This is a genomic window from Bacillus inaquosorum KCTC 13429, from assembly GCF_000332645.1.
In the GTDB taxonomy this organism is placed as follows: Bacteria; Bacillota; Bacilli; order Bacillales; family Bacillaceae; genus Bacillus; species Bacillus inaquosorum.
Genome location: NZ_AMXN01000004.1, coordinates 381,373 through 405,547, shown reverse-complemented (window position 1 = coordinate 405,547; position 24,175 = coordinate 381,373). Strand labels below are relative to the sequence as shown.

General features: G+C 46.1%; 27 protein-coding genes and 1 pseudogene. 11 read left to right on the top strand and 17 right to left on the bottom strand.

Going from position 1 to position 24,175, the window contains the following annotated elements; translation table 11 throughout:
* Positions 1-21: 21 nt before the first annotated feature.
* A complete protein-coding gene (locus BSI_RS08575) occupies positions 22-417 on the bottom strand; it encodes a YhfM domain-containing protein (protein ID WP_032732151.1) in 396 nt (131 codons plus the stop codon).
* A 149-nt stretch (positions 418-566) separates the two neighbouring features.
* On the opposite strand from BSI_RS08575, the gene BSI_RS08580 reads away from it, so the two are divergent.
* Positions 567-1,859, top strand: a complete 1,293-nt coding sequence (locus BSI_RS08580) for a M48 family metallopeptidase (protein ID WP_003239460.1) — start codon at positions 567-569, stop codon at positions 1,857-1,859.
* Between the two features lie 39 nt (positions 1,860-1,898).
* On the opposite strand, the gene aprE is transcribed toward BSI_RS08580, so the two are convergent.
* The gene (gene aprE, locus BSI_RS08585; RefSeq protein WP_003239459.1) at positions 1,899-3,044 is read right to left on the bottom strand and encodes a subtilisin AprE; all 1,146 of its coding nucleotides are present in this window, start codon (positions 3,042-3,044) and stop codon (positions 1,899-1,901) included.
* Positions 3,045-3,488: 444 nt separating this feature from the next.
* On the opposite strand from aprE, the gene BSI_RS08590 reads away from it, so the two are divergent.
* Both BSI_RS08590 and BSI_RS08595 read left to right on the top strand, forming a co-directional pair.
* Complete coding sequence (locus BSI_RS08590; RefSeq protein ID WP_003239457.1) at positions 3,489-3,938, top strand: GNAT family N-acetyltransferase; 450 nt, start codon at positions 3,489-3,491, stop codon at positions 3,936-3,938.
* Positions 3,939-4,009: 71 nt separating this feature from the next.
* Positions 4,010-5,002: an NADPH:quinone oxidoreductase family protein gene (locus BSI_RS08595; RefSeq protein ID WP_003239455.1), complete on the top strand. Its 993-nt coding sequence runs from the start codon at positions 4,010-4,012 to the stop codon at positions 5,000-5,002.
* Here BSI_RS08595 and BSI_RS0121275 read toward each other — a convergent pair.
* Positions 4,949-5,317 carry a hypothetical protein gene (locus BSI_RS0121275; RefSeq protein ID WP_032732149.1) on the bottom strand — a complete coding sequence of 123 codons (369 nt, stop codon included), beginning with the start codon at positions 5,315-5,317 and terminating at the stop codon, positions 4,949-4,951. The two genes, BSI_RS08595 and BSI_RS0121275, sit on opposite strands and share 54 nt — an antisense overlap.
* A gap of 169 nt (positions 5,318-5,486) precedes the next feature.
* Between BSI_RS0121275 and BSI_RS08600 the strand changes: the two genes are divergently transcribed.
* Positions 5,487-6,458, top strand: coding sequence for an ABC transporter substrate-binding protein (locus tag BSI_RS08600; RefSeq protein ID WP_003239454.1), 972 nt, complete (start codon positions 5,487-5,489; stop codon positions 6,456-6,458).
* Between the two features lie 31 nt (positions 6,459-6,489).
* Here BSI_RS08600 and phoE read toward each other — a convergent pair whose 3' ends face one another.
* The 7 genes and pseudogenes from phoE to BSI_RS08630 all read right to left on the bottom strand — a co-directional run bounded on the left by phoE (position 6,490) and on the right by BSI_RS08630 (position 13,344).
* Entirely contained in the window at positions 6,490-7,071 is a 582-nt protein-coding gene (gene phoE / locus BSI_RS08605) for a phosphatase PhoE (protein ID WP_003239453.1), read from the bottom strand.
* Positions 7,072-7,141: 70 nt separating this feature from the next.
* Positions 7,142-8,236, bottom strand: coding sequence for an acetyl-CoA C-acyltransferase (locus BSI_RS08610; RefSeq protein WP_003239452.1), 1,095 nt, complete (start codon positions 8,234-8,236; stop codon positions 7,142-7,144).
* A 1-nt stretch (position 8,237) separates the two neighbouring features.
* Positions 8,238-9,677, bottom strand: coding sequence for an acyl-CoA synthetase (locus BSI_RS08615; protein ID WP_003239451.1), 1,440 nt, complete (start codon positions 9,675-9,677; stop codon positions 8,238-8,240).
* A gap of 4 nt (positions 9,678-9,681) precedes the next feature.
* Positions 9,682-10,242, bottom strand: coding sequence for a biotin transporter BioY (locus BSI_RS08620; RefSeq protein WP_003239449.1), 561 nt, complete (start codon positions 10,240-10,242; stop codon positions 9,682-9,684).
* Between the two features lie 134 nt (positions 10,243-10,376).
* Positions 10,377-10,892, bottom strand: coding sequence for a methyl-accepting chemotaxis protein (locus tag BSI_RS23300; protein ID WP_373695039.1), 516 nt, complete (start codon positions 10,890-10,892; stop codon positions 10,377-10,379).
* Between the two features lie 240 nt (positions 10,893-11,132).
* Positions 11,133-11,759 (bottom strand): annotated as a pseudogene (locus BSI_RS23295) (protoglobin domain-containing protein); the annotation flags it as partial.
* A 55-nt stretch (positions 11,760-11,814) separates the two neighbouring features.
* Positions 11,815-13,344, bottom strand: a complete 1,530-nt coding sequence (locus BSI_RS08630; protein WP_003239444.1) for an FAD-dependent oxidoreductase — start codon at positions 13,342-13,344, stop codon at positions 11,815-11,817.
* 111 nt (positions 13,345-13,455) lie between these two features.
* On the opposite strand from BSI_RS08630, the gene BSI_RS08635 reads away from it, so the two are divergent.
* A complete protein-coding gene (locus BSI_RS08635; protein ID WP_003239442.1) occupies positions 13,456-14,313 on the top strand; it encodes an SDR family oxidoreductase in 858 nt (285 codons plus the stop codon).
* A 26-nt stretch (positions 14,314-14,339) separates the two neighbouring features.
* Here the strand turns inward: BSI_RS08635 and BSI_RS08640 are convergent, their stop codons facing one another.
* Complete coding sequence (locus BSI_RS08640) at positions 14,340-14,573, bottom strand: IDEAL domain-containing protein (RefSeq protein WP_003239440.1); 234 nt, start codon at positions 14,571-14,573, stop codon at positions 14,340-14,342.
* A gap of 292 nt (positions 14,574-14,865) precedes the next feature.
* Here BSI_RS08640 and comK point away from each other — a divergent pair, with 292 nt between their 5' ends.
* Positions 14,866-15,444, top strand: coding sequence for a competence transcription factor ComK (comK, locus tag BSI_RS08645; RefSeq protein ID WP_003239439.1), 579 nt, complete (start codon positions 14,866-14,868; stop codon positions 15,442-15,444).
* Between the two features lie 45 nt (positions 15,445-15,489).
* On the opposite strand, the gene BSI_RS08650 is transcribed toward comK, so the two are convergent.
* Complete coding sequence (locus BSI_RS08650; RefSeq protein ID WP_003239437.1) at positions 15,490-16,389, bottom strand: SDR family oxidoreductase; 900 nt, start codon at positions 16,387-16,389, stop codon at positions 15,490-15,492.
* Positions 16,390-16,596: 207 nt separating this feature from the next.
* Between BSI_RS08650 and BSI_RS08655 the strand changes: the two genes are divergently transcribed.
* Positions 16,597-16,866, top strand: coding sequence for an excalibur calcium-binding domain-containing protein (locus tag BSI_RS08655; protein ID WP_032732146.1), 270 nt, complete (start codon positions 16,597-16,599; stop codon positions 16,864-16,866).
* A gap of 41 nt (positions 16,867-16,907) precedes the next feature.
* Here BSI_RS08655 and BSI_RS08660 read toward each other — a convergent pair whose 3' ends face one another.
* From BSI_RS08660 to BSI_RS08670, 3 genes are all read right to left on the bottom strand, one after another.
* Positions 16,908-18,377 (bottom strand): sodium:solute symporter family protein, encoded by a 1,470-nt coding sequence (locus BSI_RS08660; protein ID WP_003239433.1) that lies wholly within the window; start codon positions 18,375-18,377, stop codon positions 16,908-16,910.
* Positions 18,374-18,574 carry a DUF3311 domain-containing protein gene (locus BSI_RS08665; protein ID WP_003239432.1) on the bottom strand — a complete coding sequence of 67 codons (201 nt, stop codon included), beginning with the start codon at positions 18,572-18,574 and terminating at the stop codon, positions 18,374-18,376. The genes BSI_RS08660 and BSI_RS08665 overlap by 4 nt, the downstream gene beginning before the upstream one ends.
* Before the next feature lie 218 nt (positions 18,575-18,792).
* The gene (locus BSI_RS08670) at positions 18,793-19,155 is read right to left on the bottom strand and encodes a YhjD family protein (RefSeq protein WP_003239431.1); all 363 of its coding nucleotides are present in this window, start codon (positions 19,153-19,155) and stop codon (positions 18,793-18,795) included.
* A 153-nt stretch (positions 19,156-19,308) separates the two neighbouring features.
* Between BSI_RS08670 and BSI_RS08675 the strand changes: the two genes are divergently transcribed.
* The 4 genes from BSI_RS08675 to BSI_RS08690 all read left to right on the top strand — a co-directional run bounded on the left by BSI_RS08675 (position 19,309) and on the right by BSI_RS08690 (position 22,720).
* Positions 19,309-19,932, top strand: coding sequence for a TVP38/TMEM64 family protein (locus BSI_RS08675; protein WP_003239430.1), 624 nt, complete (start codon positions 19,309-19,311; stop codon positions 19,930-19,932).
* A gap of 1 nt (position 19,933) precedes the next feature.
* Positions 19,934-20,455: a signal peptidase I gene (gene lepB / locus BSI_RS08680; RefSeq protein ID WP_003239429.1), complete on the top strand. Its 522-nt coding sequence runs from the start codon at positions 19,934-19,936 to the stop codon at positions 20,453-20,455.
* 161 nt (positions 20,456-20,616) lie between these two features.
* Positions 20,617-22,116: a monooxygenase gene (locus BSI_RS08685; protein WP_080030856.1), complete on the top strand. Its 1,500-nt coding sequence runs from the start codon at positions 20,617-20,619 to the stop codon at positions 22,114-22,116.
* Positions 22,117-22,192: 76 nt separating this feature from the next.
* Positions 22,193-22,720, top strand: a complete 528-nt coding sequence (locus BSI_RS08690; RefSeq protein WP_003239425.1) for a MarR family transcriptional regulator — start codon at positions 22,193-22,195, stop codon at positions 22,718-22,720.
* Between the two features lie 26 nt (positions 22,721-22,746).
* On the opposite strand, the gene BSI_RS22785 is transcribed toward BSI_RS08690, so the two are convergent.
* On the bottom strand, positions 22,747-22,917 hold the full coding sequence (locus BSI_RS22785; RefSeq protein ID WP_003239424.1) for a hypothetical protein: 171 nt from the start codon (positions 22,915-22,917) through the stop codon (positions 22,747-22,749).
* A gap of 57 nt (positions 22,918-22,974) precedes the next feature.
* Positions 22,975-24,129, bottom strand: a complete 1,155-nt coding sequence (locus BSI_RS08695) for an AbrB family protein (RefSeq protein ID WP_032732145.1) — start codon at positions 24,127-24,129, stop codon at positions 22,975-22,977.
* Positions 24,130-24,175 lie beyond the last annotated feature (46 nt).

Here is a 24,175-nt window from a genome sequence, read left to right as displayed (position 1 = left end):
CGGAGCTTCGCTTTTTCATTTTTAATCCTTTGCTTCTTTTTTAATAATGTTTAGCAGCGCCTTTGTATCGCGTTTACTTAATTTGTAGTATGTGCCGTCCTTCAAATAAACGGCTTGCTGGCTGCCGTCAACCCATAGTCTGAATGAGTCGTACCGGTCTTTATGAAACTTGATTGTCCCTTCGTAATCAGGGGTTGATGTTTTTTCTGTCTTCAGCTGTTTTCCCTGATTCATAATGTCCAGCATGTCTTTGACGTGCTGCCTTTTTTCAATCTCGATATCTTCCCGGCCGCTTGAAGACAGCGTAATCAAATCCGCGTCTACCGATTGATACACATCGCCTGACCGGCTGTAAAGATAGAAAAATGCAAGAAACACAAGACCGATAACCACGATGGCTGCCACTATTTTTTTCATTTGCATCACTCCAAACATTGTTAGTTTTCCCAGCGATCGGGCTTTCCATGCTTAAAAGGACGGAAAAGTACGAGCGCACAGCTTGGTTCTAAGAATTTGAATTTATGATTACAATAGAAGTAACGGGTTGATGTGAGGAGTGAGGCGTTATGCGGAAGTGGATTGCGGCAGCAGGGCTTGCATACGTGCTGTACGGGCTGTTTTTTTATTGGTATTTTTTCCTGTCCGGTGATTCCGCAGTACCGGAGGCCGTGAAAGGGACGCAGGCTGATCCGGCTTCTTTCATGAAGCCGTCTGAATTGGCAGTGGCCGAGCAGTATTCGAATGTAAAGAATTTTTTATTTTTTATCGGGATTCCTCTTGATTGGTTTTTGTTCTTTGTATTGCTGGTCAGCGGCGCTTCTAAGAAAATCAAGGGATGGATGGAAGCGGCCTTGCCTTTTCGGTTTTTGCAGATCATTGGTTTTGTGTTTGTGCTTTCGCTGATCACAACTTTGGTGACACTGCCTTTAGATTGGATAGGCTATCAAGTATCGCTTGACTATAACATTTCTACACAGACAGCGGCCAGCTGGGCTAAGGATCTGGTCATAGACTTTTGGATCAGCTTTCCGATCTTTACGCTTTGCGTTCTCGTGTTTTATTGGCTGATCAAAAGGCATGAAAAAAAATGGTGGTTATACGCTTGGCTGTTAACTGTGCCGTTTTCGCTGTTTCTGTTTTTTATTCAGCCGGTCATTATCGATCCTTTATACAATGATTTTTATCCGCTGAAAAACAAAGAGCTTGAAAGCAAGATTTTAGAGCTGGCAGAAGAAGCCGATATTCCGGCTAATCATGTATATGAAGTGAACATGTCTGAAAAAACAAATGCGCTTAATGCCTATGTCACAGGAATTGGGGCCAACAAACGGATTGTATTGTGGGATACAACGCTGAACAAACTTGATGATTCAGAAATTCTCTTTATTATGGGCCACGAAATGGGCCATTATGTCATGAAGCACGTCTATATCGGACTGGCCGGCTATTTGCTCGTGTCGCTCGCTGGATTTTATGTCATTGATAAGCTTTACAAGCGGACGGTCCGCTTTACCCGCAGCATGTTTCATTTAGAGGGAAGGCATGACCTTGCAGCACTGCCGCTGTTATTGCTTTTGGTGTCCGTTTTGAGCTTTGCGGTCACGCCTTTTTCTAATGCCGTCTCGCGTTATCAAGAGAATAAGGCTGACCAGTATGGGATCGAGCTGACGGAAAACAGAGAAGCCGCTGTCAAAACGTTTCAGGATTTGGCCGTGACGGGACTGAGCCAGGTCAATCCTCCGGAGCTTGTTAAAATATTCAGAGGCAGCCATCCTTCGATTATGGAACGGATTCAACGAGCGGAAAAAGAAGAGAATGCGCCAGAACATCCTGCCTCAGAACAGGATGCTGACAAATAAAAAGAAGCAGGTATGGAGGAACCTGCTTCTTTTTTTCTATTATTGTGCAGCTGCTTGTACATTGATTAACCCTTTTCCATAGTAGAAAGAGCTTCCAAGGTATGTTGCAGTGCTTTCTAAACGATCACGGACTTGCGCGTTTGTCCAAGTCGGGTGCTTAGAAAGAATTAACGCTGCTGCTCCGGCAACGTGAGGAGTCGCCATTGACGTTCCGTTGTAAGCACCGTAAGTGCCTCCAGGAAGTGTGCTTTGGATGGACACGCCAGGAGCCATTACATCAAGCTCAGAACCTGCGCTTGAGAATGAAGCTCTTTGGTTGCTGCTGTTTACCGCACCTACCGCAATGGTAGAAGGATATTTTGCAGGGTAGCCGACTGTGCTTGTGCTGCCCGATGAACCTTCGTTTCCGGCAGCGGCAGCAACAACGATGCCGCTGGAAACGGCTTTATCAACTACTGTTTTCAGCGCTGTTGAACCAGAAGGTCCGCCAAGGCTCATGTTGATAACATCCATATTGTTGGAAATAGCCCACTCAATGCCGTTAATAATCCAGCTGTATTGGCCGCTTCCTGTTGAGTCAAGAACTTTTACTGCATATAACGATGCGTTTGGCGCTACGCCCAGAACACCGATTGTGTTATTAAGAGCGGCAATCGTACCGGCTACATGTGTGCCGTGAGAACTGCCGTCCTGATATGGGTTTGTTTCAGAAGGTACGAAGCTTGCTCCGCCTTTGACGTTTAAGTCAGGATGAGAAGAGTCAATTCCGCTGTCGATAACAGCTACTTTTACATTAGAGCCTGTGTAGCCTTGAGAGTGAAGAGCCGGCGCTTTAATTTGAGAAATGCCGTAAGGAACAGATTGCGCATATTCATGTGCAATATGATCTTCTTCCACATATGCAACGCTCGGATCTTGTTTCAATTCTTTTACAGCTTTTTCATCCAATGTTGCTGTGGCTGCGTTAACATACTTAAACTGCTTTTGAACTTTTCCGCCTTTCTCAGAAATAACATCCTTTTTCTTGGCGGAACTCATGGCACTCATTGTCTGTTTGAATCCGACAATGTATTTCTTTTCTGTACTGCTTTTTCCGGCAGCCTGCGCAGACATGTTGCTGAACGCCATCGTAAAGATTAACGTTAACGCAAACAACAAGCTGATCCACAATTTTTTGCTTCTCACTCTTTACCCTCTCCTTTTATAAAAAGATTCAGAGTAGCCCCACTTAAGGGACTATTCTGTTAATTTATTGTAATAGATGGAATAATATTTTAGTAGACCCATTTTTTTGCGATGATTTTATCTCTATTTAGGTATATCATCTCTCGCTATTTCTGTAGAGACTCGAAATAACTAATTTTATACAGAAAAGAACGAAAATAGACATGAGTAAATGTTCATTATGCTGAAATGTCATGCTTTTTCAGGTTAAATGCTCCTGAGTCCCCGCAAATTCCTGTCGAAAAAAATCCTTCAAATGACCTGCATATGTTTCCGTGAGATCAATGGATATTATCGTGATATTTTTTCTATGTATGCTGATAAAAGTATTCTGAAAAATAAACTTTACAGAAAATTCTATTAAAGTTAAAATGAAACGATTATAGAGAGGGAGGAAGAAATGAGATGAACATTCGCCAAGCAAAGACATCAGATGCAGCAGCCATCGCGCCGTTATTTAACCAGTATCGGGAATTTTATAAGCAGGCGTCCGATCTGAAAGGGGCAGAGGCTTTTTTGAAAGCGCGCCTGGAAAATCACGAGTCTATTATTTTGATAGCTGAAGAAAATGGAGAATTCATAGGTTTTACCCAGCTCTATCCAACGTTTTCTTCTGTGTCAATGAAAAGAATCTACATATTAAATGACTTATTTGTCGCTCCTCATTCGCGAACAAAGGGAGCTGGCGGGCAGCTGCTGTCTGCCGCAAAGGATTATGCAGCGGAAAACGGGGCAAGTCGTTTATCGCTTCAGACTGAACACCACAACCTGACGGCAAGAAGCTTATATGAGCAAAACGGCTATGAAGAGGATACTGCATTTGTCCATTATCGTCTCAGTGTGCCAGCGAAGTGAAAATGGAAGCTTGATGATTTGGTTTTTTGAACGTTCTTCGGTTACGATAGAAACGAAAAGGAGTGTGCCGAATGTCAACGTTATTTCAAGCATTGCTGGCAGAAAAAAATGCCGATGATGTTTCAGTCAATGTAAAAACCATGTCAACAGAGGATTTGCCGAAAGATGGCGTCCTGATTAAAATTGCTTATTCCGGCATCAATTATAAAGATGGCCTGGCAGGAAAAGCAGGTGGAAATATCGTCAGAGAGTATCCGCTTATTTTAGGCATTGATGCTGCGGGTACGGTTGTCTCTTCCAATGATCCGCGTTTTGCCGAGGGAGATGAAGTGATTGCAACAAGTTATGAGCTCGGTGTCTCCCGCGATGGCGGATTAAGTGAATATGCTTCAGTGCCTGGTGACTGGCTGGTGCCTTTGCCAACAAATCTTACTTTAAAAGAAGCGATGGTGTACGGAACGGCTGGATTTACAGCGGCGTTATCGGTGCACCGGCTTGAACAGAACGGCCTGTCTCCGGAAAAAGGGAGCGTGCTTGTCACAGGAGCAACCGGCGGTGTCGGCGGAATTGCTGTATCGATGCTGAACAAGCGGGGCTATGAAGTGGTGGCAAGCACCGGAAACCAGGAGGCGGCTGATTATTTGAAGCAGCTCGGTGCAAGCGAAGTGATCAGCAGGGAAGATGTCTATGACGGAACGCTTAAGGCGCTGTCCAAGCAGCAATGGCAGGGAGCGGTTGATCCAGTCGGCGGAAAACAGCTTGCCTCGCTTTTAAGCAAAATCCAATATGGCGGAGCTGTCGCGGTGAGCGGCTTAACGGGCGGGGGAGAGGTTCCTGCTACGGTGTATCCGTTTATTCTTCGCGGGGTCAGCCTGCTAGGAATCGACTCAGTGTACTGTCCGATGGATGTCAGAGCCGCTGTTTGGGAGCGCATGTCTTCCGATCTCAAGCCTGATCAGCTGCTGACAATCGTGGATAGGGAAGTACCATTGGCAGAAGCGCCGGCTGCGTTAAAAGATATTTTGCAAAATCGCATTCAAGGAAGAATCATTGTGAAGCTTTAACAGGCCCAGCTTGCAGAGAAAACTATGTTTTTCTGCAAGCTTTTGTATTTTCAAGAATATGTACAAGGTATTAAGCTGATGAACTGCTGTGTCCCCAAACAATCTGCCATTTGCCATTCTTGTTTTGCCGCTCGCGTGTGTAAGTAAATTCACCTTCAAAATGCGTTCCGATGCGCTGATCCAAAACATCAATGCTTGTTTAACAAAAATAAGGTCATCAGCCAGATGTTGATTCAATGCTTCCGTATCACTTGAAAGCATGGCCGTTTTTAACCATTCCTTTTCCTTTAAGAAACCTATTTGATTTTTATCCATACCATTTCCTCCTCTCTTCCTATTAGTTACAGTGAGATATGTTTTTCCTGTAAGCCGGACTTTCTCTTCTCATTTTAAAAATAATTAGTGATAATGATTCTCATTCCGTGTTATACTATCTCTTGGACATCTTACTCTTAGAAACTACATACAGGAGAGACTAAAACGCATGAAGAAAACACTGATTATTCTTACAGTTTTACTTCTTTCTGTCTTAACGGCTGCCTGCTCGTCTTCAAGCGGCAATCAAAACAGCAAAGAAAATAAAGTGGCGGTAACACATGATTTAGGGAAGACAAATGTGCCTAAGCATCCGAAGCAGGTTGTTGTTCTTGAGCTGGGTTTTATCGACACGCTGCTTGATCTTGGCATTACACCTGTCGGGGTTGCCGATGATAATAAAGCGAAGCAGCTGATCAACAAGGATGTGCTGAAGAAAATTGACGGCTACACATCTGTCGGCACCCGCTCACAGCCAAGCATGGAAAAAATCGCTTCATTAAAACCCGATTTAATTATTGCTGACACGACCCGGCATAAAAAGGTATACGATCAGCTCAAAAAAATCGCACCGACGATTGCGCTTGATAATTTAAACGCGGATTATCAGGATACAATTGACGCTTCACTTACGATTGCAAAAGCAGTCGGCAAGGAGCAGGAAATGGAGAAAAAGCTGACGGCGCATGAAGAAAAGCTTAATGAGACAAAGCGAAAAATCAGTGCTAACAGTGCGTCCGTGCTTTTAATTGGAAATACAAACGATACGATTATGGCCAGAGATGAAAATTTCTTTACATCAAGACTTTTAACACAGGTTGGCTATCAATATGCAATCAGCACGTCAGATAACAGCGAATCAGGCAATGGCGGCGACTCAGTGAACATGAAAATGACACTTGAGCAGCTGCTGAAAACAGATCCGGATGTGATCATCCTGATGACAGGCAAAACAGATGACATCGATGCGGACGGCAAACGCCCGATCGAAAAGAATGTGCTGTGGAAGAAGCTGAAGGCAGTAAAAAACGGACATGTGTACCACGTGGACCGCGCAGTATGGTCTCTGCGCCGCAGTGTGGACGGGGCGAATGCTATTTTGGATGAGCTTCAGCAAGAGATGCCAGCTGAGAAGAAATAAAAGAAAAGACAGGCGAATGCCTGTCTTTTTCTTATTTGATAAAGCCGGATAAGTGGCTGTTGATATTATAGTCTTTAATTCGCCATTTCTCTTCTGCAAATTCAATGTTGCTGAGGCAGGCGTTGACAAGGCGAGTGCTTTGTAGCTCTGGGTCACCGCCGGAAATTTCCGTCAGCAGTGCGTGAATCGCTGCGCCGTGCGCGACGATCAGCACCTTTTGGTTTGGATACGCCTGATTCACTTTTACCAAACCGCCCATCAGCCTGTCAGTGAGCTCTTCCAGCGTTTCCATATTCGGATAGTTTTTATCCGGATATCGCTTTGTCCGTTCTTCCAGCTGCATGCCCTCCGCATCGCCGTAATCGCGTTCCTTAAAGTCATCCATTTCGACAATTGGAAGATGCAGATATTCATTAATGATTTCCGCGGTTCTTTTCGCTCTTTTCAGCGGGCTCGTTACAATGACATCCCAAGAAAAATCCTTTACGTATTCTCCGGTTTCTCTCGCTTGGCGTTCACCTGTCGCGTTCAGCGGGATATCGGTTTTGCCTTGGCATTTTTGCTGCAGGTTCCAATCGGTTTCTCCATGTCTTACTAAGCAAACGGCTGTCATAAAATCCCCTTCCTGACTTTGGTTATATCGCTATTATACTAAATCAAAAGCGCGCATCCTATGAAAAAGCCTATGCCATAATTTCAAATAATAAAGCCAGCCCGATTCCGCCGCCGCTTCCGATAGCAGCAACGGCATATTGACAGTCTGTCCGTCTTTGCGCTTCATAAAACAATCTGGTTACCAGAGCTGCCCCTGATGCGCCGTACGGATGGCCGAGAGCTAACGCGCCGCCGCGCACATTGATTTTTGAAAAGGGGATGCCGAGTTCTTGAGAACAGACACAAATTTTGACGGCAAAGGCTTCATTGATTTCATATAAATCGATATCATCAGGTGTTAAATTGTGTGTGATTAAGAGATTACGGATCGCATCAACCGGTGCAGCGGGCGGATAGTTTGGGTGAATCCCGCTGACGGCGCTGCCGATAAACCGGAGCACTGGCTTAAGCCCTAGGGCTGCCGCTTTTTCTTCTTCCATTACAAGGAGAGCGGCCGCTCCGTCTGATATGCCGCTGCTGTTGGCTGCTGTAACCGTTCCGGAGCTGGTGTCGAAAACCGGCTTTGCACGGGGAATCATTGCTTCTATCGGCCGCTTTTTCAGAAATGCTTCGTCCGTTTCCAATTCCCCGAGAGGAACAATTTCTTCACGGTAATATCCGCCATCATGCGCGCTTCTGCTGCGTTGATGGCTGAGAAGCGCATATTCATCCTGCTTTTTTCTGCTGATGGAATAGCGTGCTGCCGTATATTCTGCTGCTATGCCCATGTCAGGATCACCGATCGCATCTGGAGAAAACCGGGCCCGCTCTGAAAAGGGCGATTGGCTGCTGCTTTCTGAGCCGCCCGCGATATACATCGTGCCGGCTCCCGCTTGAATGAGACTGCAGGCATAGCGTACAGCTTCAAGGCCGGAGCCGCACTGTCTGTCAATCGTCATCCCGGGAACCGATAAAGGCAGTCCGGCTTGCAGAGCTGACAGCCTGGCGAGATTGCCGCCTCTGCCGGTCGCGTTTCCGAGAATCACCTCGTTGATTTGATTCTCTAGCTTTCGGCTGAGACAGCTGATGATAGGAGCCGCCAAATCCTCCGGGAGAAAGTGGTTCAGCAGCCCGTTTTGTCTTCCAAAGATCGTTCGTTTTGCATCAACAATAACCGCATTCAAGTTACACTGCACCCTCTTCTAGCCATTTCCTCACGCTGGAACGGGCGATTTTTCCGCTGCTCGTTTCCGGCAAGCAGTTTGTAAACACCCATTTTTTCGGGATTTTGTAGGATGCCAGTTTCTGTTTGCACAAAGCTTTCAGCTTTCTGGCATCAGTGTTTCCGTGAATGACAGCTACAGCGATTTCTCCCCAATACTCGTCAGGGATTCCAACGACTGCCGCGTTTTCAACCTCTGGACAGGAGAGAAGCACACGTTCAACCTCTTCTGGGAAAATATTCAATCCTCCGTACACGATCATCCCGTTTTCTCTTCCTGATATGTATAGAAAGCCATCCTCATCGACACAGCCCATATCATCCACTGTCATCCAGCCGGATTCATCTGGTGCGCTGCCGTTGACATAGCCGGAAAACCGCATCGGGCTTTTGACAAATATTTTCCCGATTTCCCCTGGCTGACAGCGTTCTCCCGCAGCGCTGCGGATTTCAATCTGGACGTTGTGAAAAGGGCGGCCGGCTGAATGCGGCTTCCGTTTGCTGTCTTCCGGTGAGGAATATGTCACAAAGCTAAGCTCTGATGTGCCGTAAAAATCGTATAGCTTGAGATGAGGCCATTTTGCGGCCAGCTTCTTCTTAGATTCTGCCGGCCAGTCTGCACCCGATGAAATGATTTTCACAGGACTGTCGGGAAAGGCCTCAATTCGGGAGAGGGCGTCTGTCATCGTCGGTACGGTATAGAGAACGCTGACTGATTCACGGTTCAGCCATTCCTTCGTTTGAGCAGGGAAAAACTTTTTCAGCAAACAAACGGTTCCTCCGAGAAACAAGGTGCTGACAGCCCCATATAGGAAGTGAGAGGACATTAACGTCCCGGGAATCAGAACCTTATCATCTGATGAAATCGAAAAATCTGTTTCCGTACACGTAAAGCTCTCCATCCATGAGCGGTGAGATCGCGTGAAGGCCTTCGGTTTTCCTGTCGAGCCCGACGTAAATCCCATATAAAAAGGGTGCTCCGGATCAATGGTAGGCAAGGGATCAGCGGCTGCCTCAGAAATATCTGCCATACAGTTATCCAGCAAAACAACAGGTGTCTGGCTATCTGTCAGTTTGTTTTTGAAAAAGGCTAAAGTAACCACAAGATCCGCATTGCTTATGGACAGCCGCTCCTTGCATTCAGCCGCGCTCCAGCGTGTGTCGATGGGAACAGCCGTGCATCCCGCCGCTGCAGCTCCGGCAAACAGCTGTAAAAACGCCAGGCTGTTCGGGAGCAGAATCGCCACACGCTTCGGCATGCTCGGCAGCGACCGCAGCCAATTTGCGGTTTGAGAGACAAGAAGAGCCCAATCCTGGTACGTGATTTGCTCCGATTCAGTATGGATCGCCACACGCCCGGGCGATTTTTCGGCAATAGATGAATAGGTATGAGTAATTGTCATAAAATCAGCCTCCTTTCGTAAATATCGTATCAGAAAGAGACAAGGCTTGGGTGATTTTAATGGCCAGAAACGCAGATACAGCTGCTTTTATCAAATCACCAGGCACATATGCAAGGCTCATGAAGGCGGCCTGTGACAAATCAATATGCATGATAAAAGCTTGTACTGGTATACCGAGCAGATAAATAAAGATGATGCCGAATACAATATGAGTGAAAAAGAGACGCAATACAGTCACCTTTCGCAGTCTGGAAATAGCTAAACTGATCAGCCATGAGGCGAAGGGATAAGCGATCAAAAAGCCCGCGCTCGGCCCGAAAAAAACGCCAAACCCGCCTCGTCCGCCGGGCAAAAGCGGCGCTCCGAAGGCAACGAGCAGCAAAAAGACAAGCTGGCTTAAGAAAGCAGACTTAGGCTTGAGGATGCTGCCCGCCAGCATCACACCAAGCGTTTGTAATGTAATTGGAACAGGTGTAAAAGATAAGAAGAGAGGGGGCATAAAGCCAAGCACTGCCATCAGTGCGGTAAAAATGGCAATATGCATCATGTCTATTAATCTCAGCATGTGAAATCCTCCAAACAGTAATAAAATATGGTTATACAATAAATGCAGAAAATTAGTATGTCAACTTAATTTTAATTTTAGTTAACATACTAAACGTGAAAAAACCGGCTGCATGGCATGCCGGTTTTTGATGTTTATTCTTCTGTCAGAATGACAAGCGAATCAACAGATGCTGCCACGTGAGAAACGGCGCGGCTGACTTCCTGAAGCCCTCCAAGAAAGGCCTGCAAATCGACGTCGATTTTGCCTGATTGCTCTTTGCTGATTTTCATGCTGTGGACGATTTCATCGAATAAGCGGTTAATTTGTGTCATTTTTTCTTTGCTCTCGCTGACTAGCCCATTCACGTCTTTGATATGCTTTGAGACGATGTTGATTTGTGTATTCGTATTGTTCACAAGCTCAGACACGGTAGAGACGGTTTTTTTCGTGTCCTCAGAAAGCTTCCGCACTTCGTTTGCCACTACGGCGAAGCCTTTTCCGTGTTCGCCGGCGCGGGCAGATTCAATAGAAGCATTGAGCGAGAGGAGGTTTGTTTGTTCAGCAATGCCTGTGACGATGCCGAAGATTTTTTCAATTTGCTGTGCGATTTCATCCAGCTTGACCATTTCTTTTTCGATTTGGACAAGGCTTGTGTCAATTTTGTTCATCTGTTTTTGCTGGATTTCAAGCTCTTTTTTCCCGCCGATAGACTTTTCTTCAACAGTACTGGATGTCACTGTGCCGGCTTTGGATGCTTCGGAAATGCCTTCAGATTTGTCCACAAGCTCTTGAACAGATCTGCTCGTTTCTGAAAACAGATTGGCAATCAACCCGGAGGTTTCTTGAATTTTCTGATGAAGAAGGTTTTTCTTTTCCTCTTGTTCATCGCGGGTTTGGTTGTACTCGCTTTGAAACGCTTCAAGGACAAGCTGCTGTTCTAAGTTCAAGATTTTAGTTGTCGCTTTAATAGCTTTCAGCAGTTCTTGGTGATCTGTAATAGATGTCTCGTAAATGTCAATCATGGACAGAAGCAATTCTTGAAACGCGCCCATGTACCATTTTGGCAGGAGGCCGATTCTTAAATGAATGGAGGCGATTTTGTTTCGCTTTTCAATGAATTCATCATCGATAACGCCTGCAAACATTTCCTGAATATGCCGTTTTAACGTTTGTTTTAAGCGGTCAACTGAGCTGTGGTCATTAATGATATCCATCAATGAGCTTTCGTGGTCAAGGTTTTTATAAAACGCATCGACGATGTATACGATGTTTTCTTGAATTAATGGCTGAAGCTGCTCTAAAACGTAAAGCTCGGCATCTCCTAATCTGACCATTTTGAGCTGTTTTTTGACATCTGCATGTTTGTTTGTGAGCTGAATACGGTTTTTTTGCTGTCCGTTTGAATCAGAAAAATAAGCTGTTTCTTGTTTTCTATCTTTTTTAAATAACAATACAGTGATCCCCCTTGGGAAAAATATAATTTTTACTTTTTGGCTTTTTAAGCCTTTTTCTTTTTTATCGGTCAAGGGGAACATGAATGAAGATGCAGATGAAAAATATTTATAAAAACCGTTCATTAAAATGAACGGTTTAATTGAGGTCTATTTGTTTTAATGGTTTGATGGCAGGGCCCTCCACAACTTCTCCGGTTGGCTTAAAGCGTGACCCGTGGCACGGGCAATCCCACGTATGCTCGCCGTCGTTCCACTCGACCTCGCAGCCTAAATGGGTGCACGTCGTATCGACGAGATGGAGGCAGCCTGTTTCATCTCTGAATGCTCCCGCACGTCTGCCGTTAATGGTGACGGCTTTTCCTTCACCCGCCGCGATCTCTTCAAATTGGACGTCAGGCTTTTCAAGCTTGCCTTTAATGAAATGCTTGGCGACATCGGCATTGTAAGAAATCACTTTCTGCAGTCCGGGGTTCAGATGGAAACGGGACGGCGTGAAAATGCTTTCGTATGGATTGTCTTTTTTCTCCACAAGGTCTGACAATAGAGTGGCCGCGACAGCTGATGACGTCATGCCCCATTTTTTGAACCCGGTCGCTACAAGAATATTGTCCTCATTTTCCGACATCGGTCCGATAAACGGAATTTTGTCAATTGTCACGAGGTCTTGGGTGGACCAATAATATGGGATGCTTTCGATGCCGATCGTGCTTTCAGCCATTTGTCTCAGTGTTTCGTAATGTGTCGACATGTCTTTTCCCTGGCCGGTTTTATGGCCTTCTCCGCTGAAGAGAATCAGTTTTTCTCCGTTTACAAGGGTATAGCGGAGCGCCACTGACGGCTTATCGATACTCAAATACATGCCCTCGGGATATTCGATCTTCGGCTTGATGGCGAGGACATAGGATCTGTCAGCGTACATTCTCGTTGCATATAATCCGCCTCCGTCATAAAAAGGGAAGTGGGAGCAGCATATGATAAAGCGGCTCTTAATGGCGTGCCGGGTTTTTGTAATGACTTCAGGCCTTTCTCCTTTTTTGATATCAAGCGCAACTGTGTCTTCAAAAATCCGTCCGCCTTTTTGAACAATCTGCTCCAGAAGCGCTTTTAAGTATTGCAGCGGATGAAATTGGGCTTGATTCTTCATGACAAGCGCCAGCTTAGAACCTAAGGGAATCGGAAGATCCTTAATAAGGTCTCTTTCAATTCCAAGCTTTGTATATGCCTCATGTTCAGTGCGGATTTTTTGTACGGCGTTTTCATTTGCTGTGTAGAGATAAGCGTCTTGTTCGGTCCATTCGCAATTAATTTGATGTTCATCCACAATTCCTTTTATGTAATCAACTGCGTTTTGATTTGCTTCATAATAAAGCCTCGCGTGGTTCAACCCGAAATTGCGGATCAATTCATCGTAAATCATGTCGTGCTGTGCGGTAATTTTAGCGGTTGTATGGGCAGTGGTGCCGTTGAGGACCTGATTTGCTTCAATCAAGACGACACGGAAGCCTCTTTTCGTGAGTTCATATGCCGTTGTGATTCCCGTAATCCCGCCCCCGATAATGGTGACATCACATTCAGTATCCTCTTGAAGCGCCGGAAAAGAAGGCAGGTCAGTCGATGTTTTCCAGTATGTTTCGGGTGCTTCCTTTGCAAAATATGGATTAGCCAAGCCATTATACCTCCAATCAGATTTATTCTTAATTTTTCCATATTCTATCTTTTCATACATAGGAAGCAGGCATTGTTCATAACATAGTAGGGTTGAAAAGGAGTGATTTCATTGGCGAATCAAAAAAAGAAAACATTGCCGCCTCAGCATCAGAACCAGCAGCCGGGCTTTGAATATCTCATGGATCCCCGTCCGGTTTTTGATAAGCCGAAGAAAGCGAAAAAATTAGAGGGCAAAACCGCTATTATTACTGGAGGAGACAGCGGGATCGGACGTGCTGTATCGGTGTTATTCGCAAAAGAAGGGGCTAATGTGGTCATTGTATATTTGAATGAGCATCAGGACGCCGAGGAAACAAAGCAGTATGTAGAAAAGGAAGGGGTAAAATGCCTGCTGATTGCAGGAGATGTCGGAGATGAAGCGTTTTGCAATAATGTGGTCATGCAGGCAAGCCAAGCATTTCCGTCGATTGATATATTGGTTAACAATGCAGCTGAGCAGCATGTCCAGCCCGGCATTGAAAAAATCACAAGCCACCAGCTGATCAGAACTTTTCAAACGAACATTTTCTCCATGTTTTACTTAACAAAGGCGGTGCTGCCTCATTTAAAAAAGGGAAGCTCTATCATTAATACCGCTTCAATTACCGCCTATAAAGGGAATAAAACGCTGATCGATTACTCAGCGACAAAAGGAGCGATCGTTACGTTTACAAGATCACTTTCCCAGTCGCTTGTTCAGCAGGGCATACGGGTTAATGCAGTAGCGCCGGGCCCCATTTGGACACCGCTTATCCCGGCCAGCTTTGCCGCAAAGGATGTGGAAGTGTTTGGGTCAGATGTGCCGATGGAACGCCCGGGACAGCCGGTGGAAGTGGCGCCAAGCTATTTATACCTTGCGAGTGACGATTCCACATATGTCACAGGACAGACGATTCACGTTAATGGCGGAACAATTGTAAATGGGTAATAAAAAGCCAATCCTTGAGGATTGGCTTATTCGCTCTGCTTGAGCGCTGCATATTCTTTAGAGAGCGTAAGAAACGCATCTTTATCTTTTTCGTCCAAGGCTTTGTTGATTTGGTCCGTCAGCATGGCAAGCCGACGCTTATACAAGGATTCATCGAGCACCATTTGAATGTAGACATCCGTCATTGTGACATCAAATTCTTTTGTTTTTTGCGTGTTGCGGGACTTCATGAGCTCAGTGTACGATTTTTTCTCTTTCATAAAGAATCCCCCCAATGCCTTTTTTATAGTATATGGATATAAGTCGAAAAAATCAATAAATTTTTATAATTTTTAGACAACTAATACTTGGCAATCTATCGACATATCCTGCAAAATGCCGTAAACCGGAAGATCATAAGAAGGTAAAATCGGTTTATTACTAGTTATTTAGTACCAATAAATATCATTAAAAGATGATTTTAGCTTATTTGTTAAAAAAACCTGTCGTTTTATAAAAACAGATGATAGATTATTAGTATAAATTTTGCAGAAAAAGGATGGAGGCCATAATATGAGTCAGAAAACTGACGCACCTTTAGAATCGTATGAAGTAAACGGCGCAACAATTGCTGTGCTGCCAGAAGAAATCGACGGCAAAATCTATTCCAAAATTATTGAAAAAGACTGCGTGTTTTACGTCAGCATGAAGCCGCTGCAAATTGTCGATAGAAGCTGCCGGTTTTTCGGATCAAGCTATGCGGGAAGAAAAGCGGGAACTTATGAAGTGACAAAAATTTCACACAAACCGCCGATCATGGTGGACCCTTCGAACCAAATCTTTTTATTCCCTACACTTTCTTCGACAAGACCCCAATGCGGCTGGATTTCCCATGTGCATGTGAAAGAATTCAAACCGACTGAATTCGACGATACGGAAGTGACGTTTTCGAACGGCAAAACGATGGAGCTGCCGATCTCCTGCAATTCGTTCGAAAACCAGGTTTACCGGACAGCATGGCTCAGAACCAAATTCCAGGACAGAATCGAACACCGCGTGCCGAAAAGGCAGGAATTTATGCTGTACCCGAAGGAAGAGCGGACGAAGATGATTTATGATTTTATTTTGCGTGAGCTCGGGGAGCGGTATTAGAAAATAGAAAGGAGCTGACCGAACAGGGCAGCTCCTTCTCCTGCTTTAGGCCGTCGGAATTCCGCCGGTGATGCCGTATACCTGGGATGTCACATAGCTTGAATTCTCTGAAGCTAAAAATACATAAACATCTGCCAATTCTGCTGGCTGTCCAGCGCGGTTTAGCGGTGATGGCGGCGTGCCTTGGCCGAATTTCGGGATGTTTTCCGTCGGCTGTCCGCCGGAAATCTGCAGCGGCGTCCAAATTGGCCCAGGTGCAACTGAATTCACTCTGATGCCTTTGGAAGCCAGCTGTTTTCCCAGTCCGACGGTAAAGCCGATAATGGCGTTTTTCGTTGCTGCGTAATCTAACAGCATCGGGCTTGGATTATAGCCTTCTACTGAGGTGGTGGTAATAATCGACGCGCCTTCCGGCAACAACGGAAGCGCCGCTTTTACAACCCAATAAAGGGAAAAGACGTTCACTTCAAATGTTTTATAGATTTGTTCAGTAGGCAGATCTTCAATGTTTTCGACCGCTTGCTGTTTGCCGGCAACCAGCGCCAACACATCGAGTCCGCCGAGTTCCTGATGCGCCTGTTTGACTAGGTCCTGGCAAAAGGATTCGTCGCTCAAGTCTCCGGGGATCAGCACTGCTTTTCGCCCTTCTGCTTCTATCAGTTTCTTCACCTCTTCAGCATCAGGCTGTTCCGCAGGCAGGTAGTTAATGGCTACATCGGCGCCTTCCCGGGCGTAAGCAATCGCGGCAGCGCGGCCGATACCGGAATCGCCGCCGGTGACAAGCGCTTTTCGTCCAGTCAGCTTGCCAGATCCTTTGTAGCTTTTTTCTCCGCAATCCGGCACCGGCTTCATATTCTGCTGCAGGCCGGGCGGTTCTTGGTATTGTTCAGGAAATTCATCATGAAAAAATGCTGTTAAAGGATTGCTAAGATTTGAATCAGACATCGTCAACGCTCCTTTTCTGTTTGGTGTACATTCGTATGTGTACCCCTGAGCATATGGAGAAAAACATGTTTTGGCAGTTTGAACGCTGAAAGACAAGGAAAAACCAGCCCTTCTTCCATATTTATCTTGTAAAATAGGACTGTATGAATTATGATAAAATCCAGCTATAAAACAACTAAATATTGGATAAGAGGGGAGTATATCGTCATGAAAAAAGCGGCTACGGTCTTGCTGTCACTCGGTCTCGTTTTCGGTTTTTCATACGGGGCAGACCATGTGGCGGAAGCCAAAACAAAGGTGAAGGTCTATAAGAACTGCAAGGAGTTAAATAAAGTATACAAAGGCGGGGTGGCCCGCACGTCGAAGGTGAAAAACAAAGGCGGAAAAACGAAGTACAAGCCTTACGTCTCCAAGGCTCTTTATGATGCCAATAAAAAGAAAGACCGCGATAAAGATTATATCGCCTGTGAACGCTAAACAAGAAAAAGCAATCTGATGTCCAGATTGCTTTTTTATGCTTATGCCGCCTGATCGGCCGCAGCGCTTTTTGCTTTTCTTGTCATAAGGCTGATTGCCATCATGACCGTAATGTTCAAAAGCAAGGCGACTATGCCGACATTTAAATCTTTTGCGGCTTGCGGCAGCGCCGGAAATAAAGTGCCGATTGTTGTTTCTGTCAATGTAATATAAGAAACGGCTCCGACACCTGTAATAATGCCTGCGAATGCTCCCTGCTTCGTTACTATATGATGCTTAAACAGGCTGAACAGAAGGGCCGGGAATAATTGTGTAACCAGGCTGTAGCCCATCAATAGCAGCGTAACGATGGTATTCCCGCCTTTAAAGGTAAAGTACACCGAAATCAGCGCGAACACCGGCACTAAAAACTTAGCAAGCGCCGATACTTGCTTATCTGTCGTGCGGGGAGCGAACACTTTGTACACATTTTTTGCAAACAGCGTGGAGGCTGACATTAAGATCATAGAACCCGGCACAAGCGCCGTCAGCAGTCCGGCAGCGCCGACGATCCCGACAAACCAAGGGTCAAATGTTTGCAGTGACAGTCTCAAAAGTGACAGATCTCCATCTGCGCCTTTCAAACCTGGAACTTGCAGGATAGCCGCAAAGCCGACGAAAAGGACGAAGAGCAGAACCAGCTGGTATAAAGGCATGATAATGGCGTTTTTGCGAAAGACTTTTGGGTTTTCGGCTGAATACGAAGCGGAAAACGTATGAGGCCACATGTAAAAACCAAGCGCTGTCAAGAGCACGGTTGAACTGAACCACGCTGCACTTTGTCCCGTATCGGGAAGCGTAAGAAAGCCCGGCTTTGCCGTTTCAATCTGCTGAAACATGTCTTGAAATCCGCCGTAGTAATGAATCGGCAAATACACACCTAAAAACAGAACGACAACCAAAATCATGATGTCTTTCACAACCGATATCCAGGCAGACCCGTGAATGCCGGATACCATAACGTAAACCGTGATGGAAATGGCGCCGATCCAGATGGCGGCGGCCGGAGAAATTTTGCCGTACGATGTTTCCGATACAATCAGCCCGAGGCCTTTCAGCTGCAGCACAAGATACGGAATGAGCGCTGCGATGCCCACCAGTGAAACGAGCACGCCAAGCAGCGGACTGTTATATTTTTTGGTGAAAAAATCAGACTGCGACATCAGCTTATGATGTTTTGCGTACGTCCAAACTGCCGGAAGTAGCCAATAAGAAAGGATATAGGCCAGACAGCCGTACGCGATGATGTAAAAGGCCGGTCCGCCTTTCCCGTAGGCCCAGCCGCTTCCGCCGAGAAACGTAAAGGTGGTATAAATTTCGCCTGCCATCAATAAGAAGACAAACACGGTTCCGAAGCCGCGGCCTCCGACCGTCCACTGCTCAAGGTTCATGTCTTTTCCTTTTTGGGCGCGTATACCGAGAAAAATGCTCAAGAGCAGGACGCCAAAAATGATCATGAGAGCTGCGTTCATTCTGCTCCCTCCTTTTTATTTTCGTTGTCGAGGACATACACAAGCGCCATCAACGCAGAGGTTAAAAGAGCCCACAGCACGATATAAGCAAGAATAAACGGCATGCCGAGCACATAGGGAGTCACTTTATTTGCAAAAGGGATGCCGAGTAAAATTCCGATAAAGGGCAAAGCGGCGAGAACGTGAATCAGTTTCATAAAATCCTCCTTCGATTTAGGGTGGGGTTGTGCTGCGCACTGAAAATGATGTCGCAGATATGGCAGCACATGTCATTTTTTGGGGTGAAAAGGCTGTGGTTCGAATTATAAATAAATTTATTTTGTTTGTATAGTGTGAATTATCTGATATTTATTGTTGGAATCGCCCGAAGAGGGGAGCGGGCAGTCTTGGAAGAGCGCAGAATGATCCAAAAGACTCATGGCCTGTCAGGGGCAAATAGATAGAACGTTAATAATTCGCTGACCTGCTCCCGGATTCGAGGATTAAAATAGCGGTGCTTTTCTTCATAACCATCGATCACAAATACATAAAGCGTAAAGGCCTCATCGCGTTCCGCCTCGTGGATCGCAATTTTTCTTTTCCTCAGTTCTTTTCTGACTTCAATCAAATCCTTTTGTGCTATTTTTAATGATTCGCTGATAAGCTGTTTATAAGGATGCTTCAATTTTAATGTGCTTTGCTCAATTCCGGCGAGATCACGATTAAAAATTGTAATTGCCATGGGCAAAAAGAGAGCCCGTTCAATTAATTCGTATATTTCCTCCTGCAAATTCGGCATTGCTGACTCCTTCTTTCCAACGGGAACGTTTGTTCTATATGTATTCTATATCGGCTGGGGAAATGTTTCAAGACAGAAAAAATCACCAAAACTTTTTAGTTTTTTGCTGATAATGTGTAGAATAAGGATAGACAAACCCGGTAAGGAGTATAAATGTTGGAGCATTTTTTATCCTATTTTACACAAGAACATTTAACTGAATTATTTCAAAGCTATAGGGCTTTCGGTCCGCTCATAGCTGTGCTGCTGCCTTTAGTTGAAGCATTTCTCCCTTTTTTGCCGCTGATCGTGTTTGTGGTGGCGAATACGAATTCGTTTGGCCTGTGGGAAGGATTCATCTTGTCTTGGGCGGGATCAACTGCTGGATCTATTCTCGTATTTTTGATTGTCCGTCAATACGGACAGAGAAGATTGCTTGGATTTATCCGCAGTCATCCGTCGGTCAGAAAGCTGATGTTATGGGTGGAAAGGCACGGCTTCGGCCCTGTGTTTCTTCTGCTTTGTTTTCCGTTTACACCGTCAGCCGCGGTGAATGTTGTTGCCGGTTTGTCAAGGATCGGAACGCGGCCGTTTATTTTGGCGGCTGCCTCGGGAAAGCTTGTCATGATTTTTATGATCAGCTTCATCGGATATGATCTGCACGCGCTGATCACACAGCCGATTCGAACGGTCATCGCCGTATTGGTGATCGCTGTCTTATGGTATGTCGGCAAAAAGGTGGAGCGGTACCTGCATGTGAGAGCTAGTCAGCGTGAGCATGATGGAGGGAGACAGTAACATGAAAAAACGGTTTTGGTTTCTTGCCGGTGTAGTGTCCGTCGTTCTCGCCATTCAGGTTAAAAATGCCGTCTTTATTGATTATAAAGTGGAAGGCGTCAGCATGAACCCGACCTTTCAGGAAGGGAACGAACTGTTGGTCAATAAATTTTCGCATCGATTTAAAACCATCCATCGTTTTGATATTGTCCTTTTTAAAGGCCCTGATCAAAAAGTGCTGATTAAGCGGGTAATCGGCTTGCCAGGTGAATCGATCAAATATAAAGATGATCAGCTGTATGTGAACGGAAAGCAGGTTGCTGAACCATTTTTGAAGCATTTGAAATCAGTTTCCGCCGGAAGCCATGTAACAGGTGATTTTACGTTGAAAGATGTGACAGGAACAAGCAAGGTGCCGAAAGGTCAATATTTTGTCGTTGGAGATAATCGCATATACAGCTTCGACAGCCGGCACTTTGGTCCAATTAGAGAAAAAAATATAGTCGGTGTGATTTCCGATGCTGAACAAAAAGACGCCAATTGAAGCGGCGTCTTTTTTTGTGCTGGTTTGGAAAAATGTGTTGAAGAAAAAATTGTAAGGAGTTATAATCATAATTGTTACGCGTGTAACAAAAAATATTTGATTTTTGGTTTTTCTTTTATTTTTATTGATTTTTATTAGTTTTATATGAAACAAAAGGAGTGATTTGGATGAATGTTGAAGCAGTGATTATAGGGGGAGGGCCGGTCGGATTTATGCTGGCTTCTGAGCTTGCGATGGCTAGGGTGAAAACATGTGTGATTGAGCGGCTTGAAAAGCCTGTTTCGCATTCTAAGGCGCTGACGCTGCATCCCCGCACGCTGGAGCTTCTTGAGATGAGAGGGCTGCTGGAACGTTTCGTATCCAAGGGAAGCAAGATACCTTCCGGGCACTTTTCGATGCTGGATACCCGTCTTGATTTTTCAGGCTTGGATACGGGCTGTCCTTACACGCTTTTGCTTCCGCAGGCCAAAACAGAGCAGCTGCTTGAGGAACATGCGCGAAGCTTGGGGGCAGAGGTGTTTCGCGGGGCAGAGGCGCTGGCGGTTACGCAAAACGAAGCAGAGGCGCAAACGATTTTCAAGGATCGGGACGGCAGTCTGCGGACGATCACAAGCATGTTTGTCGTTGGTGCCGATGGAGCAGGAAGTACTGTCCGGAAACAGGCTCGAATTGAGTTTCCGGGAACAGACAGCACCATTACAGCAGCGCTTGGAGATGTGGCGCTCCATTCTCCGCCGCCGTCAGGCGTGCTGTCCCTTTGCACAAAAGAGGGGGGTGTCATGATCGTGCCGCTTTCTCCGGGCCGATACCGTGTCGTCGTGATCAGCCCTTATCGCACGCAGACGCCGAAAGATGTGCCTGTCACTGAGGAGGAGCTGAAAACTGATCTCATACGAATTTGCGGGACTGACTTCGGTTTAACCGAGCCTTCCTGGATGTCACGGTTCGGGAACGCCGCACGCCAAGCGAAGCGGTACCGCGACGGCAGAATCTTCCTTGCAGGGGATGCGGCGCATATTCATTTTCCAGCGGGCGGCCAAGGGCTGAATGTCGGCCTTCAGGATGCGATGAATCTTGGATGGAAGCTGGCGGCGGCCGTCAAGGGCGCTGCGCCTTCATGGCTTTTAGACAGCTATCATGAGGAGCGGCACCCGGCTGCAGAAGGGCTCCTGAGGAACACGGAGGCGCAGACAAAACTGATTGATTTCACTCAAGCAGGCCTCCATTTGCGGAGTATGATGTCGGAGCTGCTTGCCTATCCTGAAGTGAATCGATATGTAGCGGGGCAAATTTCTGCGCTCGATGTCAGGTATGAAGCTGATTCAGACATGCCGCCGCATCGCTTGAACGGGTCAAGGCTTCCTGATATGGAGCTGATTTTTTCCGACGGCAGTTCGGAACGGCTGTACAGCTGTCTCCAAAATGGGACATTCGTTTTGCTGTCATTGATGCAAGAAGCTGATGAGCATAGCCGATTGAAAGGCTTGTGTACGGTAACCGCCTCGCTTGCAGAACCGAATGAAGAGTTAAGGGACGTGCATACAATATTAATTCGCCCTGACGGACATGTTGCCTGGGCCGTGGATGCATCAGCGCCCAATTGTGCCGAGTTGATTCAAAAAGGGATTAGCCGCTGGCTTTCCGTCACCAGCCGGGTGTAAGGCAATTCGATTGTTTCATCTGTAACAAAACGGTATGATAGAAGAATCAATCGAATGAAAAAGGATGGAAAACCCGATGAACACAGATCATACGAAACGCAATCTTTTTGAATTGTATGCGGAGCTCATTCATCAGCAGGAGAAATGGGAGGGGCTCATTAAAGCCTTTTTGGCTGACCAATTGAAGAAGCTTGATGCCGAGCACGGGAGTAAATCTCAATTGTCGATGACAGAAATTCATGTTCTATCCTGTGTCGGGGACAATGAACCAATCAATGTCACGTCTATAGCAGAAAAAATGAATACGACAAAAGCGACTGTATCGCGCATCAGCACAAAATTGCTCGGCGCAGGTTTCCTTCATAGAACTCAGCTCAGCGATAACAAAAAGGAGGTCTACTTCCGACTGACGCCGGCTGGGAAAAAACTTCACAATTTGCATAAATATTATCATCAGAAGGTCGAACAGCGTTTTCTGTCATTTTTTGACCGGTATACAGAGGAAGAGATTCTTTTTGCGGAACGGCTGTTTCGGGATTTGGTGACAAAGTGGTATCCGTCGTCAGAAGAAATGGAAGATGGTCTTCACAACGTTTTTAAATAAAAAACACGCACTGAGGTGCGTGTTTTTCACGTTTCTTCTTTCTTTTTCAGGATGGTAAGGTAAATCAGATTTCCTCCGGCTAAAATCGTAAGCGGCAGTCCAGGGGAGCCGGATGTCACCACATTATAAATCAGCCAGATTCCTAAGCATATTCCATAATATAAGTGCATTGTTTTCTCGGGATTGTCGCGCAGCAAAAGAGTCACTCCTTCCCCATCTGCTGTAAGTGTACCATGGGAGGATTGTTTTTCCAATTAGGCATTGCTGCCGCTGATCGAGCTTTCTTTGTCTTTTTTTTCACCATGAAGATGGTGAAGCAGACGATAAAACGGCGGCAACAGGGCAATGACAAGGATGACGCGTATGACCTGAACCGCGACGACAAAGGTGGAATCGGCATGCAAGGTAACAGATGTCGTCGCCATTTCTGCAATGCCGCCGGGGGCAAATGCCAGAACAGAAGTGATGAGCGAGATGCCTGTCAGCTTGGAAACGATCAAGGCGCTCAAAAACATAGCCGCGATTAAACCGACGGATGAGACAAAACCGACGATGATAACACGGGTGACGCCGGAAAACATGCTTTTATACATCTTAGAGCCGATCGTAGCCCCGAGAAATACTTGCGATACGTGGTTAGCTTGTGACGGCCACCAAGCCATCATGTCGTGTCCCGTCACCGCAGCTCCGCCAACGTGGACAAGTGCCACACCGAGCATACTGCCGAGCAGCCATGGAGCCGGGAACTTTAAACGTTTCGCAGCTTTACAAGCTCCCCAGGCAGCGAGAATAAGAACGGCGGTCCACAGAACGGGAGCAAGCCTAAAATCTGCCGTTGCTGAGGAAAGCGTTTCTGCTGCGGCACTTGCGGAAGAATCTTGTTTTGTATAGATCAGGATGACTAAAAATGGAATGGATAGCACCACGAGCAGCACCCGCATCATTTGAACGAGGCTGACAATGGCGGTATTGGCGCCGACCTCCTGCGCGATGCTCGGCATGGCAGACAGCCCGCCGGGAGCCGTGCCGACAAAGCTTGTCATCATATCCGTTTTGCTGAAACGCCAAAGCACATATCCTGACAGCATGGCCAGCAGTATAGACAATATCAGCATAACGCCGACTGAAAACCAATGGTCTTTAAGAACAGAGAGGACGGATAAGTTCAGCTTTTGGCCCAATTCGATGCCGAGGATCATCTGTCCGAGGGCGAGCCATCGGCGGTTAATTCCTTTTTGGTCTGGCGCCATCATGAGCCATGCCGGACGTATCATGGCGAGGCAGCAGGCGACAATCAGCGTTCCGATCATCCATCCAATCGACATTCCGGTTAATGAAAGAATAAACCCCCCGGCTGCACTGATTGCGATAAACCATAGATCTTTGAGGAGATTTTCGTCTTTCTTCAATGTAAAACCCTTCTTCCTTTTCACGTAACACTCCAATTGTTCACGT

Excerpts from the sequence above, each read along its gene's own strand:
- BSI_RS08650 (WP_003239437.1), bottom strand. The coding sequence starts at position 16,389 with ATGTCTGATTCAAATCTTAGCAATCCTTTAACAGCATTTTTTCATGAT.
- BSI_RS08640 (WP_003239440.1), bottom strand. The coding sequence starts at position 14,573 with ATGAAAGAGAAAAAATCGTACACTGAGCTCATGAAGTCCCGCAACACG.
- BSI_RS08580 (WP_003239460.1), top strand. The coding sequence starts at position 567 with ATGCGGAAGTGGATTGCGGCAGCAGGGCTTGCATACGTGCTGTACGGG.
- BSI_RS08665 (WP_003239432.1), bottom strand. The coding sequence starts at position 18,574 with ATGAAACTGATTCACGTTCTCGCCGCTTTGCCCTTTATCGGAATTTTA.
- comK (WP_003239439.1), top strand. The coding sequence starts at position 14,866 with ATGAGTCAGAAAACTGACGCACCTTTAGAATCGTATGAAGTAAACGGC.
- lepB (WP_003239429.1), top strand. The coding sequence starts at position 19,934 with ATGAAAAAACGGTTTTGGTTTCTTGCCGGTGTAGTGTCCGTCGTTCTC.
- BSI_RS08660 (WP_003239433.1), bottom strand. The coding sequence starts at position 18,377 with ATGAACGCAGCTCTCATGATCATTTTTGGCGTCCTGCTCTTGAGCATT.
- BSI_RS0121275 (WP_032732149.1), bottom strand. The coding sequence starts at position 5,317 with ATGGATAAAAATCAAATAGGTTTCTTAAAGGAAAAGGAATGGTTAAAA.
- BSI_RS23300 (WP_373695039.1), bottom strand. The coding sequence starts at position 10,892 with ATGAACAAAATTGACACAAGCCTTGTCCAAATCGAAAAAGAAATGGTC.
- BSI_RS08675 (WP_003239430.1), top strand. The coding sequence starts at position 19,309 with ATGTTGGAGCATTTTTTATCCTATTTTACACAAGAACATTTAACTGAA.
- BSI_RS08690 (WP_003239425.1), top strand. The coding sequence starts at position 22,193 with ATGAACACAGATCATACGAAACGCAATCTTTTTGAATTGTATGCGGAG.
- BSI_RS08615 (WP_003239451.1), bottom strand. The coding sequence starts at position 9,677 with ATGACAATTACTCATACCTATTCATCTATTGCCGAAAAATCGCCCGGG.
- BSI_RS08670 (WP_003239431.1), bottom strand. The coding sequence starts at position 19,155 with ATGCCGAATTTGCAGGAGGAAATATACGAATTAATTGAACGGGCTCTC.
- BSI_RS08600 (WP_003239454.1), top strand. The coding sequence starts at position 5,487 with ATGAAGAAAACACTGATTATTCTTACAGTTTTACTTCTTTCTGTCTTA.
- BSI_RS08590 (WP_003239457.1), top strand. The coding sequence starts at position 3,489 with ATGAACATTCGCCAAGCAAAGACATCAGATGCAGCAGCCATCGCGCCG.
- phoE (WP_003239453.1), bottom strand. The coding sequence starts at position 7,071 with ATGACAGCCGTTTGCTTAGTAAGACATGGAGAAACCGATTGGAACCTG.
- BSI_RS08655 (WP_032732146.1), top strand. The coding sequence starts at position 16,597 with ATGAAAAAAGCGGCTACGGTCTTGCTGTCACTCGGTCTCGTTTTCGGT.
- BSI_RS08575 (WP_032732151.1), bottom strand. The coding sequence starts at position 417 with ATGAAAAAAATAGTGGCAGCCATCGTGGTTATCGGTCTTGTGTTTCTT.
- BSI_RS08595 (WP_003239455.1), top strand. The coding sequence starts at position 4,010 with ATGTCAACGTTATTTCAAGCATTGCTGGCAGAAAAAAATGCCGATGAT.
- BSI_RS08620 (WP_003239449.1), bottom strand. The coding sequence starts at position 10,242 with ATGCTGAGATTAATAGACATGATGCATATTGCCATTTTTACCGCACTG.